Below are 19,796 nucleotides of genomic sequence, written 5' to 3' on the forward strand. Positions count from 1 at the left end.
TAAGGTAATTATTCAAATATTGTCACTTATTCCTTGCTTTCTTCCTTAGAACAACTAGAAGGAATATTATTTCTATTGTCATATTTGTCTTGTAATTCATCTATTACAGACCTTTTCCACAACTTTATCCCTGTTATATACGCACTTCTTGCAATCAAGAATGCCGCAACAGGAGAAGTGATAAACAAGAAAAACACAATTGCCAATACTTTAGTTGTCGTAGAGAATTCTGCAAAGTGTATTGCAGCTCCCGTTAAAATACAGCCTATACCCAATGTAGCTGCTTTAATCGTGATAGATAATCTTGTATAAAAATCTGGCATCCTCACTATTCCGATAGAAGCTATTAATACAAACACTGCTCCTACAGTGCTTAATATCATAATAAACATATCAATCATCTCTATTTCTTTTTATTAAATAATTAGAAAAAGCTACCGTACTCAAAAAGGCTATCAGTGCAAGAATCATTGCTACATCTAGAAACACTGGATCATCAGCTATCAAACTAAATACTCCGATAACACCTACACCAACTGTAATCAACAAATCTAATGCTACTACCCTATCTGCCACAGTAGGTCCCTTCAGAAAACGAATAAATATAAGGACTAAAGACAAACTTAGTATGGGCATTATCACATATATAAAATACTCTTCTACTGTCATCGCAATATCTCTAATAGTTTAGTCTCCGTTCTTTTCTTTAAGTTCTTGATGAACTTCTTTTTATCTGTTAGATACATCGTATGAATGTATACATAACTCTTATCTTCAGCTATATCAATCACCATAGTTCCAGGCGTCAATGCGATAATATTAGTCAACATTGTGATCTCAAAATCAGTCTTAGCATCTAAGTGATATTTGATTATACCCGGTGTAGTATGATATTTAGGTGTCATTACATCTATCGCTACTCTTAAGTTCGCCTCCATCATATCATACAAAAAGTATAAGATAAAGATCAATATCTTAGGTACACGATAGAAGTACTCCTTATCTTTATCACGAGAGCGACGTGTTAGCATCCATAATATAAAGAATCCTGCTACACTCCCAAAAATAAAATTGGAGTAATTTAATTGCCCAGTTAATGCTACCCAGACAAACATTAATAATAAATTAAGTATAAAATACTTTAACATAACTCCTCTATTTTAAATGATGCATTACTGAATCTATATAAATCGAAGGATTCTTTAACTCATGCGCTACACGTTCTGCTACTTCGAAAACGAATGATGCTTTAAATCCTATCAACAATGATACTATAGCAAGACCTACAACAGGCAATACTAAAGCTAACTGTCCTCTCCTGTGAAAAGGAGCAAAGTGATCAACTTCCTCTCCATTGGGCTTAGGTAAATCCTTCCAAAACACCTCTGACCAAATACGAGCTACAATGAATAATGTTATAAAACTCGCAAATATCATCGTTCCTAATAACACATAACTTTCCTGCTTAAATGCTTCCTGAAACAACATAATCTTAGGCCAAAAACCAGATAAAGGAGGAATACCTGCTAATGAAAATAAGATAACGGCAAATACGATAGATAGCTTAGGATAATCTTTATAAAATCCGCCTAATCGATAAATATCTTGTGTTTCGCGAATCTTCTGTATAAGCCCATTCATCATAAAGAAATTACTTTTTACAATAACATCATGAATCAAATAAAAGACAACTCCTACAAAAGCTAATTCTGTATATATTCCTATACCTGCTATTAAGTACCCAATATGACACACGATAAAATATGACAAGATTCTTCTAATATTACGCTTATTGATTACACCTAAAGCACCACTTATCATCGTTAGGATAGCTATGACTACGAATACTTGTAACATAAAATCATCTGGTTCAAAAACCACTGTAAATACTCTAATCATAGAGTACACTCCCATCTTAGTCAACAACCCTCCAAAGACCGCTCCAATAGCAGACGGTGGAGTATGATAAGAAGATGGCAACCAAAAATACATAGGGAATACCGCTGATTTAATACCAAACCCCACAAAGAATAATAAGGCCGTCACAGTGACCAATCCTCTATTCTCTACTGCAGCAACGTGCTCAGGTAAATCAGCAATATTTAAACTTCCTGTGATACCATATAATATACCAATAGCTGTTAGAAATATAGCTGATGCTAACATATTCATTGTAACATATTTTACCGCTCCTTCCATCTGTAGCTTCTTTCCTCCTAATGTCAACAAGACAAATGAAGAAATAATCACAACCTCAAACCATACATATAGGTTAAAGATATCACCTGTTAAAAAAGCTCCCATCAATCCCATAATCAAGAAATGATAGATAAAAAAATGTCCATAACGTATACGACTAATATTAGTCGCAGCAGTAGAATACACTCCTACTGCTAATGATACAATAGCTGTAAGCATAACCATCGTTGCACTAAGAGTATCACCTACAAAGGTAATTCCAAATGGGGCTTGCCAACCTCCCATTTGCATTGTTATATTTCCATTCTCCCAAATCAAAGCAAACAATCTCCAACTTACAAAGAAGCCAATTATGTTACCTATTACACTCACTGTTTTTTGTGCTTGTACATTTTTCCAAAAGAATAATAATACAATTGCTGTTAACATATGTGTAAATATGGGAGCTAGTATAAAGTTCGAAATCATATATCTAAATCTTGTATATTAAGTGAATCCAAATCATCCGTTCCTGTAGTTTCGTGTACTTTCTTCAACAATATAATTGCAAAGGCAGTTAACCCAAAACTAATTACGATAGCTGTCAATATTAATGCTTGCGGCACAGGGTCTGCATAGGCATCTGTAAAGTGTATATTCTCTCCATTTATAATAGGAGCCTTACCTTTAGTAAGTTCCCCCATCAAAAAAATCAGAATATTAGCTCCATTACCTAACATCATAAACCCCAATAATAACTTGACCATGCTTCTTCGCAATATCAAATAAATACCTGCAGAATATAAGACCCCTACTAATACCACTAAAAGTAATTCCATAATCTATCTTTTTATTCACCTTCTGAAATAGTCAACAATATTGTCAATACTACTCCAATTACTACTAAATAAACCCCAATATCAAAAAACAAGGCAGTCCCTACAGAACCAATCACCGCCACTTTATCAGCAAACCACACTCCTGTCATAAATGACCTTCCCAATATCACTGGTAAAAAACCACTAATAAAAGAAAGTGTCAACCCAATAGGTATCAACTGACGTGGTGGTATTTGAAACAATCTTAAAGTTTGTCTTGTCGTATAAGCAAAAGAATGAAGTACAAATGCAATAGAAGCAATAAGCCCACCTACAAATCCACCACCAGATAAATAATGCCCTCTTAATAATACAAAAAGAGAAAACAATAATAACAGTGGTAATAAGTAATTCGTCGCTGTTCTAAGAATAGTCGAATTTAACTTTCTAACGTCGTGTTTTGGTTTAATCTTCATCTTCCTTATATTTTAACATACTAAATACTCCTAGAGCCGCAATAGACAATACAATACCTTCTATCATCGTATCAAATCCTCTGAAGTCAACTAATATGACATTTACAACATTCTTACCTTTCGCTAATACATAAGCATTTTCTGCATAGAAGCGACTTATATCCTTATCAGCAGGTGATACTAATGCTTGTAATGTAATAATCGAAATCAGTGTACCAAAAGAGATTGCTATAATAGCATCTCTAAATTGTATCTTGCTATTTCCAAGCTTTAAGAATGCTGGAAGTTTAAACATCACAAGTAGGAATAATACTGTTGTCAATGTATCTATGGCGAACTGTGTCATCCCTAAATCAGGTGCTCCATAGAACACAAAGATTAAACAGATACAATATCCCACTACTCCTGTAGCTGCAATAGCAGTTAGTCGCGAGGATGTATTGATTGCAAATAATACCGCTGCTACTGTAATCAAAAACACAACTAACTCATATACCCTAAACTCAGATAGTCCAATTGTATTCACAGCTAATGGTACATCTGTAAAAAGCTTATATCCTACTAAGCCTATAAAGAATACTATAATCACTGCAAGATAAGATCTCAAATATCCATTGTGGAAAATCCAAGTATATCGATAAGCTAAAATTCTAAAAAACTCAATGATAATAGAAAAAATATGCTTAGGTGATGCTACTTCAAATCGCTCAACAATACTCATTGAGTTTTTCCAACACTTAAAAGCAAAATACACTCCTGTTCCTAAAACAATAGTACATCCACTTAAAAGCAAACTTGTATTTACTCCATGCCATATAGCCAGCGGCATTTCTACCATACTACCATTGATCGCGCTAAACGTTGCAAGAATAATCTCTTTGTAAGCTATTACAGGTAATATCCCTAATAACAGGGTAAAGAATCCTAATACAATAGGTGGTGCTAATAATCGCCAATCTGGTTTATGCGAAACACAGAACTCTTTAACTGGTTTGCCATAGAATGGTTTAATACCGATTAAAAAACCTGAACCTGTCAAGAAAACATTAGTAAAGAACAATGCTCCTACTAATACTAAAGAAAGATTATAGTCATTATAATGTAATCCACTTTCGTAGATTAACTCTTTTCCAATAAATCCAAAAGTTAAAGGTATACCTGCACACGATAATGCAGCTACCCCACCTGCTACTGCTAGCAGAGGAAAGTATTTACGCAATCCACCTAACTCATTAATATCTCGAGTATGTAATGCGTGATCTATAATTCCTGTAATTAAGAAGAAAGCTGCTTTGTATAAAGCGTGTGCCAATACAAATACAGACACAGCATATAACGCTAATTCCGTACCTATTCCTAATAGGAATACTAATAATCCTAAGGCTGAGATTGTAGAGTAGGCTAATATACCTTTCATATCTTTTCTAAATACGCTGTGAAATGCTCCGAAAGTCATCGTCACCCCGCCTACGACTAATAATATCGTACTCCATTCCATAGTTCCTCCTAAGATTGGAGTAAATCTAGCTAATAAATAGACTCCTGCTTTTACCATAGTCGCTGAGTGCAAATAGGCAGATACAGGTGTAGGTGCTTTCATCGCTCCTGGTAACCAAAAGTGAAATGGAAACTGTGCTGACTTTGTAAAGGCTGCTACAAATAAAAGAATAATTATTAGTAAATAGTATGGATTCTCTTTTAATACGTCACCTTGTGTAAGTAATTCACTTATAGTATAGGTACCTGATATAGTCCCTAGTATTACACCAAATGTCAGTAAAAAGAAACCTCCTAATCCAGTTATTGCTAAAGCCCATAGAGCACTAACTCTGGATTCTTCTTCTTCATTATTGAATCCAATCAAGAAGAACGAACTTATACTGGTAAGTTCCCAAAAAACAAATAAGGTTATAAGGTTATCAGAAGTAACAACTCCTAGCATCGCCCCCATAAAGATAGTGAGGTAACAAATAAATCGATGTAACAGAGGATGCCCTCTTAAATAAGAAGATGCATATAAATATACCAGCGTTCCAATTCCTGAAATCAATAATCCAAATAACAGTGATAATCCATCTATCTTAAAATCTAAATTGATACCTAACGACGGTACCCACTCAGATGTATATAGCACACTATTCACTCCATCTTTTACAGAACGTAAAAAAGATAATAGATATAAAAAAATTGAAAATGGAAGTAGGGATATTAATGCAACAAATTTACTTTGTACGAACTTTTTTAGAAATAGTACTACAAAAGCAAGAACAAAAGTGAGAAAAAGTAATGTTAGCATATTTTTTTATTTCTCTAAATATATATTTTCAGTTTGTCGTAAATATATACAAAAAAAAACAAAAATTAACGTCTAACCATCAGTAATACAATAATTAATAGTACATTTTTCTCACCCTTACTCTCCCTATTAGAGAATAGAAGATTATTCTCTTAATAAAATATTATCTATTCAACATTTCCCATAATTTATCCTTTAGCTCTGTCAGCCCTTGTTGAGCTACAGAAGAAATAAACATATATGGTACTTCGTTTAATTCAGCATCTAACTGCTCTTTTAACTCTCCTTGTAACTCGTCGTCTAGCATATCACATTTCGTAATTACTAAAAGACGATCTTTATCCAGCATCTCTGGATTATATCTTCTAAGCTCATCTACTAAAATCGCATATTCCTTGGCGATATCTTCTGCATCAGCAGGCACCATAAATAGCAATGTTGAGTTTCTTTCAATGTGTCTTAAGAAGTAGTGTCCTAAACCTTTCCCTTCTGCAGCTCCCTCGATAATACCAGGGATGTCAGCTATCACAAAAGATTTAAAATCTCTATAAGATACAATACCTAAATTCGGTTTCAACGTGGTGAAAGGGTAATCAGCTATCTTAGGTTTAGCAGAAGTAAGTACTGATAACAAAGTAGATTTACCTGCATTAGGAAATCCAACTAATCCTACATCAGCTAACACTTTTAATTCTAATACGATGTCCATTTCATTAATAGGCATCCCTGGCTGCGAATAACGAGGAGTCTGGTTAGTAGATGATCTAAAGTGCCAGTTACCCAACCCTCCTTTACCACCTGCTACCACGATTCTCTTCTCACCGTGTTCAGTTATTTCGAATAATACTTCTCCTGTTTCTTTGTCCTTTACTACAGTTCCTAACGGCACTTCGATAATTTTATCATCACCGTCAGACCCCGTACTACGAGAACTTCCTCCATCTCCACCATGTCCCGCCTTAATGTGACGAGCAAATTTAAGATGAAATAACGTCCATAGACCTTCGTTTCCTACAATATAAACGTGACCTCCACGACCACCATCACCACCGTCAGGTCCTCCTTTTTCTATAAACTTTTCTCTGTGTAAGTGCATAGAACCCTTACCTCCCTTACCAGAAGCCACATATATCTTTACGTAATCGACAAAATTCCCTTCAGTCATTTCCTATAATTTTTTAACCCTAAACTATTCCATACAATCGGAATCGGGCGGCAAAGGTAATATTTTTTAATTAATGTAATACCTTAAATCTGTAGATAACGTTTAAACGAGAATGAATTATACAAAACAGAGTAAAATCAGTAATTAAAGCACACTGTAGTGTGGTTTTGAGCTAATTGAAGCTATGTGAAGTAGAATTAATTCGCAGTAACGGTAGTTACAAATATAAGGTAAAAGAGTACGTTATATTAAAGTATCTATAACTTTACTTAATCGTCCTGTAATCTCTTCAATACTGCCAATACCATCTACAGCATGAAATACATTCTTATCTTGATAATACTTTATTAATGGCGCTGTATTTTCATTATACTCTGTATAACGATATCTTATCTTAGCTTCATCTTGATCATCTGCTCTACCGCTCGTCTTACCTCTTTCTAAGATACGTGCTACCAAAATATCATCATTAGCCTCTAATGCCACTGTACCAGCTAATCTAATTTTTTTTTCTCTTAGCAATGCCTCTAGTGCCTCTGCTTGTTTTATTGTACGTGGAAAACCATCAAATAAGAAACCATCTTTATCCATGTTCTTCTCCACTTCATTAGCTAGCATATTGATCGTTATTTCATCTGGAACCAACTTAGCCTCTGACATATATACCTGAGCTTGTTTACCTAAATCCGTACCATTCTTTAAATTATAACGAAAAACATCTCCTGTAGAGATATGTGTTAAATTATATTTTTCTTTTAAAAACTCAGCTTGTGTTCCTTTCCCAGCCCCTGGTTTTCCAAATAAAACTATTGCAATCATTATCTACTGTTTATTCTGTTAGTCTAATCTTTATTCTTTAATTTGGTATATCTCTGGTAGATTTCTACCGTGTTTATCGTAATCCATTCCATATCCTACAATAAACCTATTCTCTATCTCAAACGCTACGTAATCTAAAGGGATATCCTTTTTATACGCTTCAGGCTTAAGACATAATGTAAAAATACGTGTTTCTTTTGGACGGTGCTGATCAAATAACTTCTTTAGAGCGACTAAAGTATTACCCGTGTCAACAATATCTTCTAATATCACAATGCGTCTATCGGTAACATCGATGTCTAGGCCTAATAACTGATTCACTTGATTAGTAGATTGTGTTCCAATATAAGAAGCCATCTTGATAAAACTCATCTCACATGCTCCTTTATAGTGCTTTACTAAATCAGAAACAACCATAAACGAACCATTTAAAACCCCTATAAATACAGGAACATCCCCATTCATATCTGCTTCTATCTGTTGTGCTATTTCACTCAATCTAGCATCGATTCGTTCCGCTGATATAAAAGGAACGAATACTTTATCTAATACTTGTATTTCCATTGTGTTGAAATTGTTCGTAATTTGCAAATATACAAAAAGAATACAGCTTTATTCGTTTCTATGCAAAGGAATTACCTCCTAAATTAAAAAAACACGTATCTATAATCAAGTTATTTACTATTCGTTTGATTCCTTTTTTGAAATAAAAAAAACGTAGCGTTTATATAAACGCTACGCCTAAAACAAACTAATTCAATCTAACTCTAAAACCAAAGTTTATAGTTTCATTGTTGAGATTATCTTCACTACTTAAAACGTAATTTTCAATTTATAAAAAGCTGTTTCAACAGCTCGATCCTAACAAATATAAGTTAATTTTTTTAACTAAAAAATATTTATTTAATAAAACATTACAAATACAAAGTAAACAAAAATCAAACAAAATATCAAAAACTAAACTTAATATCAATAATTAATATTAATTATAAAATAAAAACAATAAATACGGTAAAAACAAAGAACCCCTCAACTAATTATCAAAAATCAAACAATCACAATTTTTCATTTATTTTTATCATTCATAATATATTGACAATTACTGTCTTGAAACAAAAGGCTTTTAGACTTCCAATTTAACTTCCCATACAAAACAAACATTCATATATAGCGACTATACTCACAATGCATTGAGTGATACATATCCGATTTAATGAGATCCATCCTTACGCCAAGAGGACATAGCAAGCGGAAATACTATCGCCCCATTCTATGTCATGTTAAAAAAAAACCTCAAAATAAACCACTTAGAGTTAAATCATTTATTACTTAGATTCTAATCTTATTTCTACAATTTTACAATTCATCCTTTATTTCTTTTCTCAAACTAATACAAATAGTAAAACTCACTGTATTCAAGAGCTATTTTCAAAATAAAAAAGCAAACCTTTTGGCGAGTAAATTTTAAACAGCCTCTTTTATATTTTTAATTTATCTTTGCTCAATAACAATACAACTACACAATGAATTACTTTTCTACTGATTTCCGTTTGGGAATATTAGGAGGAGGTCAATTAGGTAAGATGCTCCTATCTGACACTCGCAAATTTGACATCGCAACTAATGTATTAGATCCTAGCAAAGATGCACCAGCACAATATGGTGCGCACCAATTCTTTCAAGGGGATTTAATGGATTTTGAGACTGTTTATCGCTTTGGAAAAACAGTTGACACCTTGACTATCGAGATAGAGAATGTCAATTTAGACGCACTTGATAAGTTAGAGGAGGAAGGGCTAAAAGTATTCCCTTCTCCAAAAACGCTTCGTCTTATCCAAAACAAAGGAAATCAAAAAGACTTTTATACTACTCATAACATCCCAACTGCTCCTTATAAGAGATTCTCTACGATAGAAGAGCTTAAGGTTGCTACTGTAGCAAATGAGCTAACGATGCCATTCGTATGGAAATGTGCACAGTTTGGTTATGATGGTAATGGAGTAAAAGTAGTTCGCACGATTACTGACTTAGACACACTGCCTAATGTAGAGTGTATCGCAGAAGTAATGGTTCCTTTTAAAAACGAATTGGCTGTTATCGTAGCACGTTCTGCTACTGGAGAGATTAAGACTTATCCTGTGGTAGAAATGGAGTTTCACCCTGAGGCGAATCAAGTAGAGTATGTAATATGCCCTGCTCGTATAGATACTGCTGTAGCTGATAAGGCTAGAGCTATCGCACTTCAAGTGTCTGATAAATTTAACCACGTAGGTTTACTGGCTGTGGAGATGTTCCAAACACAAGAAGACGACGTCTTAGTTAATGAGGTCGCTCCACGTCCACATAACTCTGGACATTACTCTATCGAAGCTAGTTATACTTCACAATTCGAACAACACATCCGCGCTATCCTAGGATTGCCATTAGGGAATACAGATAGCAAAGTGGCAGGTATTATGGTGAACTTAGTAGGTGCCGAAGGATATACAGGTCAGGTATTCTACGAGGGGATGAAAAATATCTTAGCGATAGATGGGGTTACTCCTCATATCTATGGCAAGAGAGAAACTCGTCCGTTCCGCAAGATGGGACACGTAACTATCGTGAATAGTGATATGACTAAGGCTAGACAAATAGCACAAACTGTAAAAGAAACTATTAAAGTAATCAGCAAATAAATCTTATGAAAATAGCAGTAGTAATGGGCAGTACATCTGATATGCCTGTAATGCAAGATGCAATCAATATTATTAAAGAATTCGGTGTGGAAGTAGATGTAGATATCGTATCTGCTCACAGAACACCTGAGAAGTTATTTGACTTTTCGGCTAATGCACATTTACGCGGTTATAACGTAATTATCGCTGGAGCTGGTGGTGCAGCGCACTTGCCAGGTATGGTAGCTTCGATGTCTCCACTTCCTGTAATCGGTGTACCTGTTAAGTCTAGCAACTCTATCGATGGGTGGGATAGTGTACTGTCTATCTTACAGATGCCTGGTGGTGTACCTGTAGCTACAGTAGCGCTTAATGGAGCTAAGAACGCAGGACTACTAGCATTACAGATCTTAGGTAGTCAAAACCAAGATATTCTAAACAAGATGATTGAATATAAAAACGGATTAAAAGAAGCTGTTCTTAAAGCAGCAGAAAGTATAAAATAATTAAGAATTATATTACATACAAAAGAAGGGAATAAGTGATAAATCGATTTATAAAGATTATCAACTATTCCCTTTTTTATATCTATTTACTTGATTATAACAAAACCTGAATCAACTCCTCCTTCACTCCATATCATTTTATCATTAAAATAAATTTCATATTTCATTTTACTATTCCCCCTCTGTCTATACTTCATTTCCAGCTTATCTAAGTCACCATTTGGCAATAACAAGTATACTATACTCATATTAGGAGCAACATACGATCCAACATTTACTCCTATATAATATTCAACCTTACCATTAATAGATGCAGACTTAATTACGTTAATTCCTTTTCAAGAACAACAGATGTTTTTACACCTTTTTCATCTGCACCATATAACATTATTTCCTTATGAGCGAATGAGCCTTTAAAAGAAGGATCTAGCAAATTATTACCATTTACATCCTTAAGCATAATAGTATAATAAGTATCAATCACCATTGGCTTTGATTCATCATTACTACTACAAGCCATTACAAATAACAAACTGATAAAAAAAGCTACATGTTTCATATTAATACACTTAAAATTAGAATGATAAAATTAATAATAATCAATACGAAAATCATATAATAATCAAACATATCAACTGCTACTAAACAAATAGAAACTTTAAAGCACTTGCTAGAGTATTAAGAACCCTCTTTCTGTATACTCCAAAACCGCTAATTAATCTAGAGAATCTGGTAATAACAGATTAAACTGACTTGCAGTAAGAATATCACATACTATTTGGTTCATCTCTGTTGTATAGTCCATAGCCGCCATACCTAAATAAGGAACAACTTTAAGTACAGAGTTACGACCTTTATACACTAAGCCCTTACACATCTCTTCTATTTCCCTAAGCATCTTTTCAGAAAGAAAACCGTTAAGTAGTACTTCATCACTTGCACTTTTAGCTAAAGCATAAAAAGCAACTCTACGCTCTAAAAACTTCTCTTCATACTGATGAAATATCTCATCTTTAAACTCAAAATATTTATTATATAACTCACCTGTGAAGTACTTCCTAAGTTCATCCATAAAGTGCTCTTGCATTCCCATATGATTCGCTGTTAAAGTAAGTAGAGAAAACTGTTCGAACGGAAATTGATACGTCTGATCATTGATAACGGGATTAGTACTATCTATTTCAAAAGCACGATTAGTACTAACTCTAAAATTGTTCACTTTCACACTATGACTTGCCGTAGCTTTAAGTCCTATAGACCTCCAGTCCTCAACAATAGTCACCTCCTTAGGAAAGAAAAAGAAAGTCTTAAAATAAGGTGATCCGTCTGCTTTATATAGTAATTTGCCTTTATCTTCTATATGACAATTAAGTGTTAGTACAGTACAATGTGGTAATCCAACGATATAATCCCATATTCCATTAACAACATAGCCATCTTTAGATACAGTAGCTATACCATCTATTTGACCACTACCCCCAAAACACACTTTACTGTCTTGAAAAATCATCTTAGCCATAAAGCTCTCTAGGTAGCCTACGAACATATTAGCACCCGCTCCCATCGTTACCGTCCATCCAAGACTTCCGTCTATCCTAGCCAGCTGCTCTTCTACCTGTAAAGCTTCTATTAAATGAAGTCCTAATCCTCCAAATTCTTTAGGCACAAACATATTAAACAACTTATTACTAAAAATTACTTTCAATTGTTTCTCTGTAAGTGTACCGACTTTCTTTGCTTCCTTAACTTCATTTCTTAGGATATCTAAATCCTCTGATACAATCTCTAACATACTATTGATTGATTAATTATCTATTAAAACAAACATATTAATTTAACTACCTTAAGGTACCATTAATATGTGATTATTCTCATATAGTGCAAAAAACATTCCATAACTGTATTAAATTACTTTAAAGTTTAAAATAGGCATATATCATACTAAAACAAGGGGTTGTCTTAATTTAGACCATAGGTAAATGCTATAAACTAAATTTTAAACTATCCCTAACACTGAATTCTTTTAAAAAATCTTACTTTTATAGTATTAAATAAATAGAGAAATTAAAACTTATGTCGACATTAAATAATCCATTTAACACAGTACACGGCACTGCACCATTTACTCAAATTAAAACGGAAGACTATATACCTGCTTTTCAAAAAGCAATACAAGATACAAAGAACGAAATAGACGCTATTACTTCTAATAGCGCTACTCCTACCTTTGAGAATACACTAGAAGCGCTAGCTTACTCAGGGATGGAATTAGATGTATTATCTAACATCTTCTTTAACCTCAACTCTGCAGAAACAAATGATGAAATGCAAAAAATAGCACAGGAAGTAGCTCCTATGTTATCAGCACTAAGCAATGATATCTCACTTAATGAAAAGTTGTTTAAACGCGTAAAAGCAGTTCACGAACAAAAAGACAGCTTGAGCTTAAATACTGAACAAGAAACTCTGTTGACAAAGAACTATAAAAGTTTTGTACGCAATGGTGCGTTGTTATCAGAGGACAAGAAAGAACGTTTAAGAGCTATAGACTCGGAATTATCGACTACTGCTCTTAAGTTTGGAGAGAACGTATTAGCAGAAACACATAAATACCAACTACACATCACTGCTGAACAGGACTTGGCAGGATTACCAGAAGGTGCTATAGAAGAAGCGAAAGCACTAGCTGATCAAGAAGGAAAAGAAGGTTGGGTATTCACATTAGACTATCCAAGTTATATTCCATTTATGACGTATGCTGATAATCGTGAATTGCGCAAGGAAATGGCGATTGCTTCAGGTAAAAAAGCCTTTCAAGACAATGAACACAACAACGAGGGAAATGTATTAAACATCGTTAACCTACGTCACGAAAGAGCTAATCTATTAGGTTATGCTACACACGCACACTTCGTATTAGAAGAGCGTATGGCACAAAGTCCTGATAAGGTAAATGCGTTCTTAAATGAGTTATTAGCAAAAGCGAAGCCTGCTGCTGATAAAGAGTTTGTGGAATTAACTGCATTTGCAAAGAAGTTAGACAACATAGACCGCTTAGAGAAATGGGATGGTTCTTACTACTCAGAGAAGTTAAAACAAGAGCGCTTTAGCTTAGACGATGAGTTATTAAAACCTTACTTCCAATTAGAAAATGTACTAGATGGTGCTTATCAAGTAGCAAATAAGTTATATGGATTAGTATTCACAGAAGTACACAATATAGAGAAATACCATGCTGACGTACGTACTTTTGAAGTTATGAATGAGCAAGGAGAGTTTATCTCTATCTTCTATACTGACTTCTTCCCACGCAAAGGAAAGAGAAATGGAGCTTGGATGACTTCATTCAAGAATCAATATATTAAAGATGGAATTAATGAAAGACCACATATCTCTAATGTGTGTAACTTCACTAAACCAACGGCTACTAAGCCTTCGTTACTTACGTTTAATGAGGTGACGACTTTATTCCACGAGTTCGGACATGCATTACATGGAATGTTAGCTAACACTACTTACCCATCACTATCAGGTACTAATGTATTCTGGGACTTCGTAGAATTACCAAGTCAAGTAATGGAAAACTGGTGTTATGAGAAAGAGGCTTTAGAGCTATTCGCTAAACACTACCAAACAGGAGAGACTATCCCTATGGAATTAGTTGAAAAAATTAAAGAGAGCGCAAGCTTCTTAGAGGGAATGGCTACAATGCGTCAATTGAGTTTCGGATTATTAGATATGGCTTGGCACGGACAAGATCCTACAGCTATCAAAAGCTTAAAAGAGTTCGAATCAACACAGTTTGCTTCAACTCAACAATATCCTGATGTAGCAGAAAACGCAATGAGTACTTCATTCTCTCATATCTTCCAAGGTGGATATTCATCTGGATATTATAGCTATAAATGGGCAGAGGTATTAGATGCTGACGCATTCGCTTACTTTAAAGCTAATGGTATCTTTAATAAAGAGATCGCTACTAAGTTTATGAACAATGTATTGTCTCAAGGAGGTACAAATCACCCAATGACATTATACAAAAAGTTCAGAGGACAAGAACCTACACCTGACGCTTTACTGAAAAGAGCAGGGTTACTATAGGTTAACGGTGGACGGTTTACAGTTAACAGCTGTAGACCGTTAGCTGTTAGCTAAATTATTTTATCTATGAGCATACCTCCTTTAATGACTGACAAGGCAAAGAGCATCACACTTAAAAAGGGAGATTACCTCTTTCAAGCAGGTGATGTAAATAAGTTATTATACTATGTCGTAAGTGGATGTCTACAACTCTATATCTTAGATCAAAGTGAGGAACGCATTATCCGTTTTGGATATAAAGGAAGTTATATCTGTGCTTTAGATAGTTTGATAACTCACCAATCTACCGTGTATTACCTCCAAGCCATTAGACAGACCGAAGTTATGGTTCCTTCACTTGAAGAAACAACAGCATTACTAAATGATATGGAAGGACTAAAGAAGCTTGTAATACAGTTTCAAGAAAGAGAAATAGACTTGTTGACAGATTCACCAATTGATAGATACAGAAGGGTTCTACATCGTTCTCCTACATTATTTCAAGAAGTACCACAGAAATACATCGCTCGCTACTTACGAATGACACCTGAGACGTTCTCCCGATTGAAAAAGCTTGATTTGAATCAAGATTTGCAATAAAGTATTATTGCATCTTTGCTATAAATATGATAAGCTATGACAAACCAACAAGTATTAGATGATTTACGTTTACTTACGGAGAAACATATAGAGCAATTACAACGAATAAAAGAACTTCCTATAGCACAATTAGAATATACTCCTACTTTAGAGCAATGGAATATTCTACAATGTGCAGCACATCTCAACCATTACTTCGATTTCTACTTGCCTCAGTTTACTGTTGCAACTAAGCTACATATAAGCACTTCTAATCAAGAGTTCAACCCTGGTATTGTTGGTAATTACTTTGCTAATGTACTACAGTATAAAGAAAACCAAAAGAAGATTAAAAGCCCAAAACATACTAATCCTATTAATAACAACAACTTATCCATCGTTGTTCTCTCTGAGATGGAGAACAATCTAATTACCCTAAAAGAGATTATAAGTATAATACCAATAGAAGTATTAAATAAAAAGGGAATTACTACAATGTTTTCTACTTGGTTTAAACTAAAAATAGCTGATGGTCTACGCATAGTGGTTTATCACAATGATAGACATTTTCATCAAATAAACAAGTTACTATAAGTTAACAGTGACGGTTTGCAGTTAACAACTGTAGACCGTTAGCTACAGCCTCAACCATTAACTAAATAAGGGGCTGTCTCATAAAGACAGCTTCTTTTTTTAGTCATATTTAGTATATTTACACTCTTATTATTTGTTTATTTAGTTGATTATCAGTATTTTTAAGTTGATAAATCAATGTGTTTATGGCAAAACAATCCCCTAGATTTAAATACTACGCTCAGAATCAAATGAGCTTAATTCCTCATTCCTTAGATGATTTTATCCCTAAGTTACATCCTGTACGTATTATTAATACAGTAATAGATAAGTTAGACTTAGAAAGCTTATATGATAGCTACTCTAAATGTGGTGGTATCAGTTATCATCCAAAGATGTTACTAAAGGTTCTAATTTATGGTTACCTAAACAATGTGTACAGTAGTCGCAAGCTTGAGCAAGCCTGTTTAGAGAATGTTCATTATATGTGGTTAAGTGGTATGTCCTACCCAGACCACAATACAATTAATCGTTTTCGCTCTTCAAAACTTAAGGATTATATAGAGCAAATCTTTACTCAGATTGTTGAGTTATTCATAGCGGAAGGTTTTATTAGTATTGAAGAGGCTTATATTGATGGAACTAAAATCGAGGCCAATGCTAATAAATTCACCTTTGTTTGGAAGAAAGCTATTTCAAATTATAAAGAAAAGATGGTTCAGCAGATTCTAGAAATATGGGGTTATGCAGACTCTATTGCCAGACAAGAAAGTGAACTTCCACCACCCCCAGACTTTAAGAAAATAGATGCAGAGACTATAAATCAAGCCATTGACACATTAAATGCAGCGTTAAAAGACAATCCAGATGTTGACCAGAAAGTAAAGAACAAACTTAAGTATATCAGCAAAGAGTACCCTACAAAAATTCAAGAGTACCAAGAGCATGAAGCTATACTAGAAGATCGCAATTCTTATTCTAAAACAGATAAGGATGCTACTTTTATGCGTATGAAGGAAGATCATATGAATAGTGGTTTTCTAAAAGCAGGCTACAATGTTCAAATATCAACCAACAATCAATATATCCTTGCCTATAGTATACATTCAAACCCAACTGATACAACTACATTAATACCTCACTTAGAAAAATTCAAAGAGAATTATGGCGAATATCCAAAGTCTGTTATAGCAGACGCAGGGTATGGTAGTCAAGAAAATTACACCTATTTAGAGGATCAACAAATTAAAGCTTTTGTGAAGTATAATACTTTTGAGCAAGAGCAAGAACAAGTAGAAAAAAAAACCAGGAAGAATGCTAAGCAAAGTACAAAGCCTTTTGCAACAGATAAATTATTTTACCAACACAAAGGTGATTATTTTGTATGTCCTATGGGACAAGAAATGCACTATATTGGAGATACAACAAAAGCTACAACTACAGGCTTTATCCAAACATTAAGGCAATATCAAGCTAAAAATTGTCAAGGTTGTCCTTTAAATGGTGTATGCCATAAAGCAAAAGGCAATCGGACTATAGAAATAAACTTTGAATTACAACGACACCGAAAAAAAGCAAGTAAATTACTCACTACAAAAGAAGGTGTTGACAAGCGTACACAAAGGTGTCACGATGTAGAAACAGTTTTCGGAAACATTAAACAGAACCATGGGTTCCGCCGATTTATGCTTCGTGGTAAGGAAAAAGTCGCAATAGAATGGGGATTATTGGCAATTGCACAAAATATTAGAAAGAGAGCTGCCTAAAAAGGCTCTTTTAGTTCCTTTTTTCTTTAATATCCTTTTTCAATCCTCTGAGGTTTGCATATTTTAAGAAAATCCTCTAAAAACAATATCTAAAATATCAGAACAAAGAGAGCTGTCTCTTTTTGCAATGAGACAGCCCCTATTTGTTTTATAAGATTATCCATATTGTGGTTATTACGTGCTAAACGCAATCTATTGCCGTCTCTACTAACCGTCAACCATTAACTAACAACTGTAAACCTTTACAGAAAACACTCTTCACTATATGTATAAGCATCTAATGTAACAGGTATTTTATTAGCTTCTTTCAGATCGTGCTGTGCTTCATTATAACGCTCAGCATCAGAAGTAGCCTTAGGATCTTTTATACTACCTAATATTATATTGATACGGTCAAACTCACGTTGTTGATCTGCTTTCAAATAACCTTCAGCTACTACGCAGACTTCTTTAAATGTTTTGTCTCCTACTTGCTTTAAGAATGCGGCATCAGTTTTGTCATGGTCTATTCCATCATCTTCTGCGTAGATCACATTCAGATTTCCAATAATCTGAACTGCCTTTTGAAGGCGTAACTGATCTGCTTCACCTAGAGACAACATCATCTTGTTCTCTGACTCTAGATAGATATCCATATTGTCACCAGATAACTTTAATTCTGTTACTTGTGGTTGTTCTTGTGGAGTTACTACCTGAGTCTCTTCTACCACTGTTGTTTCCGCTTCTTTATCCTTACAACCAACTGCAAAAAGAGATAGTGCTAATACTATTATACTAAGTTTTTTCATACCTGTCTATTAAAGCACAAATGTAAAACCATACTTACTAAATATGCAATAGCTATAAACAGCTATTTTACATACAAAAAGAAAAGGAGAGGTAATCAACTCCTCTCCCTTAACCAAAACAAAACCACTATAAAAATATAGCCTCACTACTTATTATGACATTCTAATTATATTAAGTCCCCGAATTTCCCAGAATTAAAATCATCCACTGCTTGTACTAATTCATCTGATGTATTCATTACAAAAGGACCATAGTGTGCAATTGGTTCATTTAACGGTTCTCCAGAAATCACAAGTACTACAGCATCTTTAGTTACCTCAACAGAGAACTCTTCTCCTTCTCTTTCCATAAGTGCTACGTGATCTGTTAAGACCACTTCTCCATTTACTTTTACTTCCCCTTCTAACACTAATAATAAAGTAGTATATCCACTAGGGAAAGCAAAGTTAGTACTTGCACCTGCTTTTGCTTTTAAGTTGTACATATGGATAGGTGAGAATGTAGTCGCTGTACCTTTAGTGCCATTATACTCTCCTGCTATTACTTCCACTACTCCCATATTATTTTCTAAAGGATACTTGGCTACGCTTTTATTCTCAATCGCTTGATATTTAGCAGGTCTTTTCTTATCTTCTCTCTTAAGATTAACCCAAAGCTGTACCATCTGAAACTCTCCACCTGTTTTACTCCATTCAGTTTCGTGAAACTCTTTGTGTAATACTCCAGAGGCAGCAGTCATCCACTGTACATCACCCTCACCGATAATTCCTCCACCTCCACTACTGTCTCCGTGCTCTACACGTCCTTTATAAGCGATAGTCACTGTCTCAAATCCCTTATGTGGGTGTACACCTACTCCTCTAGGTATTTCTGATGGACCGAATGTATATTTTGAATTGTAATCAAACATAATGAACGGATCCATTTGTTGCATATTCATATTTGGCATACTTGGTATAAAGTTATGCACTCTAAAACCATCCCCTACAAAGTGTGCAGGCTGTGGTGCTACGATCTGTTTAATATTTCTTGTTTTCATATCTCTTTGTTTTTGTATTACAAATTTACAACCTCATCAAGCCTTAAACACTTAA

21 protein-coding genes are annotated in these 19,796 nt (G+C 34.3%); 6 read left to right on the plus strand and 15 right to left on the minus strand.

What is annotated here, in order from left to right:
• Window positions 1-26: 26 nt before the first annotated feature.
• The 10 genes from mnhG to hpt form a co-directional block, all read right to left on the minus strand.
• Entirely contained in the window at window positions 27-401 is a 375-nt protein-coding gene (gene mnhG / locus LNQ81_RS02835; protein ID WP_229944666.1) for a monovalent cation/H(+) antiporter subunit G, read from the minus strand.
• Window positions 394-669: a cation:proton antiporter gene (locus LNQ81_RS02840; protein WP_121964051.1), complete on the minus strand. Its 276-nt coding sequence runs from the start codon at window positions 667-669 to the stop codon at window positions 394-396. The genes mnhG and LNQ81_RS02840 overlap by 8 nt, the downstream gene beginning before the upstream one ends.
• Window positions 666-1,148: a Na+/H+ antiporter subunit E gene (locus tag LNQ81_RS02845; RefSeq protein WP_229944667.1), complete on the minus strand. Its 483-nt coding sequence runs from the start codon at window positions 1,146-1,148 to the stop codon at window positions 666-668. The genes LNQ81_RS02840 and LNQ81_RS02845 overlap by 4 nt, the downstream gene beginning before the upstream one ends.
• 7 nt (window positions 1,149-1,155) lie before the next feature.
• Window positions 1,156-2,667 (minus strand): proton-conducting transporter transmembrane domain-containing protein, encoded by a 1,512-nt coding sequence (locus LNQ81_RS02850; protein ID WP_229944668.1) that lies wholly within the window; start codon window positions 2,665-2,667, stop codon window positions 1,156-1,158.
• Window positions 2,664-3,017 carry a Na+/H+ antiporter subunit C gene (locus tag LNQ81_RS02855; RefSeq protein WP_229944669.1) on the minus strand — a complete coding sequence of 118 codons (354 nt, stop codon included), beginning with the start codon at window positions 3,015-3,017 and terminating at the stop codon, window positions 2,664-2,666. Before LNQ81_RS02855 ends, LNQ81_RS02850 begins: the two co-directional genes overlap by 4 nt.
• An 11-nt stretch (window positions 3,018-3,028) precedes the next feature.
• Entirely contained in the window at window positions 3,029-3,472 is a 444-nt protein-coding gene (locus LNQ81_RS02860; protein ID WP_229944670.1) for a Na+/H+ antiporter subunit B, read from the minus strand.
• Window positions 3,462-5,768, minus strand: a complete 2,307-nt coding sequence (gene mbhE / locus LNQ81_RS02865) for a hydrogen gas-evolving membrane-bound hydrogenase subunit E (RefSeq protein WP_229944671.1) — start codon at window positions 5,766-5,768, stop codon at window positions 3,462-3,464. The genes LNQ81_RS02860 and mbhE overlap by 11 nt, the downstream gene beginning before the upstream one ends.
• 163 nt (window positions 5,769-5,931) lie before the next feature.
• The gene (obgE, locus tag LNQ81_RS02870; RefSeq protein WP_229944672.1) at window positions 5,932-6,933 is read right to left on the minus strand and encodes a GTPase ObgE; all 1,002 of its coding nucleotides are present in this window, start codon (window positions 6,931-6,933) and stop codon (window positions 5,932-5,934) included.
• 243 nt (window positions 6,934-7,176) lie between these two features.
• Window positions 7,177-7,752, minus strand: a complete 576-nt coding sequence (locus LNQ81_RS02875; protein ID WP_229944673.1) for an adenylate kinase — start codon at window positions 7,750-7,752, stop codon at window positions 7,177-7,179.
• Between the two features lie 30 nt (window positions 7,753-7,782).
• On the minus strand, window positions 7,783-8,316 hold the full coding sequence (gene hpt / locus LNQ81_RS02880) for a hypoxanthine phosphoribosyltransferase (RefSeq protein ID WP_229944674.1): 534 nt from the start codon (window positions 8,314-8,316) through the stop codon (window positions 7,783-7,785).
• Between the two features lie 959 nt (window positions 8,317-9,275).
• Between hpt and LNQ81_RS02885 the strand changes: the two genes are divergently transcribed.
• Window positions 9,276-10,430 carry a 5-(carboxyamino)imidazole ribonucleotide synthase gene (locus tag LNQ81_RS02885; protein ID WP_229944675.1) on the plus strand — a complete coding sequence of 385 codons (1,155 nt, stop codon included), beginning with the start codon at window positions 9,276-9,278 and terminating at the stop codon, window positions 10,428-10,430.
• 5 nt (window positions 10,431-10,435) lie between these two features.
• Entirely contained in the window at window positions 10,436-10,915 is a 480-nt protein-coding gene (purE, locus tag LNQ81_RS02890) for a 5-(carboxyamino)imidazole ribonucleotide mutase (RefSeq protein WP_229944676.1), read from the plus strand.
• A gap of 86 nt (window positions 10,916-11,001) precedes the next feature.
• On the opposite strand, the gene LNQ81_RS02895 is transcribed toward purE, so the two are convergent.
• From LNQ81_RS02895 to LNQ81_RS02905, 3 genes are all read right to left on the minus strand, one after another.
• Window positions 11,002-11,163, minus strand: a complete 162-nt coding sequence (locus tag LNQ81_RS02895) for a hypothetical protein (protein ID WP_229944677.1) — start codon at window positions 11,161-11,163, stop codon at window positions 11,002-11,004.
• Window positions 11,164-11,237: 74 nt separating this feature from the next.
• Window positions 11,238-11,474 carry a hypothetical protein gene (locus LNQ81_RS02900; RefSeq protein ID WP_229944678.1) on the minus strand — a complete coding sequence of 79 codons (237 nt, stop codon included), beginning with the start codon at window positions 11,472-11,474 and terminating at the stop codon, window positions 11,238-11,240.
• Window positions 11,475-11,630: 156 nt separating this feature from the next.
• Window positions 11,631-12,707, minus strand: a complete 1,077-nt coding sequence (locus LNQ81_RS02905) for an acyl-CoA dehydrogenase family protein (protein ID WP_229944679.1) — start codon at window positions 12,705-12,707, stop codon at window positions 11,631-11,633.
• 281 nt (window positions 12,708-12,988) lie between these two features.
• Between LNQ81_RS02905 and LNQ81_RS02910 the strand changes: the two genes are divergently transcribed.
• The 4 genes from LNQ81_RS02910 to LNQ81_RS02925 all read left to right on the plus strand — a co-directional run bounded on the left by LNQ81_RS02910 (window position 12,989) and on the right by LNQ81_RS02925 (window position 17,913).
• Entirely contained in the window at window positions 12,989-15,016 is a 2,028-nt protein-coding gene (locus tag LNQ81_RS02910; RefSeq protein WP_229944680.1) for a M3 family metallopeptidase, read from the plus strand.
• Window positions 15,017-15,082: 66 nt separating this feature from the next.
• Window positions 15,083-15,595 carry a Crp/Fnr family transcriptional regulator gene (locus tag LNQ81_RS02915; protein WP_229944681.1) on the plus strand — a complete coding sequence of 171 codons (513 nt, stop codon included), beginning with the start codon at window positions 15,083-15,085 and terminating at the stop codon, window positions 15,593-15,595.
• A 36-nt stretch (window positions 15,596-15,631) separates the two neighbouring features.
• Window positions 15,632-16,168, plus strand: a complete 537-nt coding sequence (locus LNQ81_RS02920) for a DinB family protein (RefSeq protein WP_229944682.1) — start codon at window positions 15,632-15,634, stop codon at window positions 16,166-16,168.
• 185 nt (window positions 16,169-16,353) lie between these two features.
• Entirely contained in the window at window positions 16,354-17,913 is a 1,560-nt protein-coding gene (locus LNQ81_RS02925; RefSeq protein ID WP_229944683.1) for an IS1182 family transposase, read from the plus strand.
• Between the two features lie 242 nt (window positions 17,914-18,155).
• Here LNQ81_RS02925 and LNQ81_RS02930 read toward each other — a convergent pair whose 3' ends face one another.
• Window positions 18,156-18,701, minus strand: a complete 546-nt coding sequence (locus LNQ81_RS02930) for a hypothetical protein (protein ID WP_229944684.1) — start codon at window positions 18,699-18,701, stop codon at window positions 18,156-18,158.
• Window positions 18,702-18,868: 167 nt separating this feature from the next.
• On the minus strand, window positions 18,869-19,741 hold the full coding sequence (locus LNQ81_RS02935) for a pirin family protein (protein WP_229944685.1): 873 nt from the start codon (window positions 19,739-19,741) through the stop codon (window positions 18,869-18,871).
• Window positions 19,742-19,796 lie beyond the last annotated feature (55 nt).

Source organism: Myroides oncorhynchi (genome assembly GCF_020905415.1).
Taxonomy (GTDB): domain Bacteria; phylum Bacteroidota; class Bacteroidia; order Flavobacteriales; family Flavobacteriaceae; genus Flavobacterium; species Flavobacterium oncorhynchi_A.

Excerpts from the sequence above, each read along its gene's own strand:
- mnhG (WP_229944666.1), bottom strand. The coding sequence starts at position 401 with ATGATTGATATGTTTATTATGATATTAAGCACTGTAGGAGCAGTGTTT.
- LNQ81_RS02840 (WP_121964051.1), bottom strand. The coding sequence starts at position 669 with ATGACAGTAGAAGAGTATTTTATATATGTGATAATGCCCATACTAAGT.
- LNQ81_RS02845 (WP_229944667.1), bottom strand. The coding sequence starts at position 1,148 with ATGTTAAAGTATTTTATACTTAATTTATTATTAATGTTTGTCTGGGTA.
- LNQ81_RS02850 (WP_229944668.1), bottom strand. The coding sequence starts at position 2,667 with ATGATTTCGAACTTTATACTAGCTCCCATATTTACACATATGTTAACA.
- LNQ81_RS02855 (WP_229944669.1), bottom strand. The coding sequence starts at position 3,017 with ATGGAATTACTTTTAGTGGTATTAGTAGGGGTCTTATATTCTGCAGGT.
- LNQ81_RS02860 (WP_229944670.1), bottom strand. The coding sequence starts at position 3,472 with ATGAAGATTAAACCAAAACACGACGTTAGAAAGTTAAATTCGACTATT.
- mbhE (WP_229944671.1), bottom strand. The coding sequence starts at position 5,768 with ATGCTAACATTACTTTTTCTCACTTTTGTTCTTGCTTTTGTAGTACTA.
- obgE (WP_229944672.1), bottom strand. The coding sequence starts at position 6,933 with ATGACTGAAGGGAATTTTGTCGATTACGTAAAGATATATGTGGCTTCT.
- LNQ81_RS02875 (WP_229944673.1), bottom strand. The coding sequence starts at position 7,752 with ATGATTGCAATAGTTTTATTTGGAAAACCAGGGGCTGGGAAAGGAACA.
- hpt (WP_229944674.1), bottom strand. The coding sequence starts at position 8,316 with ATGGAAATACAAGTATTAGATAAAGTATTCGTTCCTTTTATATCAGCG.
- LNQ81_RS02885 (WP_229944675.1), top strand. The coding sequence starts at position 9,276 with ATGAATTACTTTTCTACTGATTTCCGTTTGGGAATATTAGGAGGAGGT.
- purE (WP_229944676.1), top strand. The coding sequence starts at position 10,436 with ATGAAAATAGCAGTAGTAATGGGCAGTACATCTGATATGCCTGTAATG.
- LNQ81_RS02895 (WP_229944677.1), bottom strand. The coding sequence starts at position 11,163 with ATGAGTATAGTATACTTGTTATTGCCAAATGGTGACTTAGATAAGCTG.
- LNQ81_RS02900 (WP_229944678.1), bottom strand. The coding sequence starts at position 11,474 with ATGAAACATGTAGCTTTTTTTATCAGTTTGTTATTTGTAATGGCTTGT.
- LNQ81_RS02905 (WP_229944679.1), bottom strand. The coding sequence starts at position 12,707 with ATGTTAGAGATTGTATCAGAGGATTTAGATATCCTAAGAAATGAAGTT.
- LNQ81_RS02910 (WP_229944680.1), top strand. The coding sequence starts at position 12,989 with ATGTCGACATTAAATAATCCATTTAACACAGTACACGGCACTGCACCA.
- LNQ81_RS02915 (WP_229944681.1), top strand. The coding sequence starts at position 15,083 with ATGAGCATACCTCCTTTAATGACTGACAAGGCAAAGAGCATCACACTT.
- LNQ81_RS02920 (WP_229944682.1), top strand. The coding sequence starts at position 15,632 with ATGACAAACCAACAAGTATTAGATGATTTACGTTTACTTACGGAGAAA.
- LNQ81_RS02925 (WP_229944683.1), top strand. The coding sequence starts at position 16,354 with ATGGCAAAACAATCCCCTAGATTTAAATACTACGCTCAGAATCAAATG.
- LNQ81_RS02930 (WP_229944684.1), bottom strand. The coding sequence starts at position 18,701 with ATGAAAAAACTTAGTATAATAGTATTAGCACTATCTCTTTTTGCAGTT.
- LNQ81_RS02935 (WP_229944685.1), bottom strand. The coding sequence starts at position 19,741 with ATGAAAACAAGAAATATTAAACAGATCGTAGCACCACAGCCTGCACAC.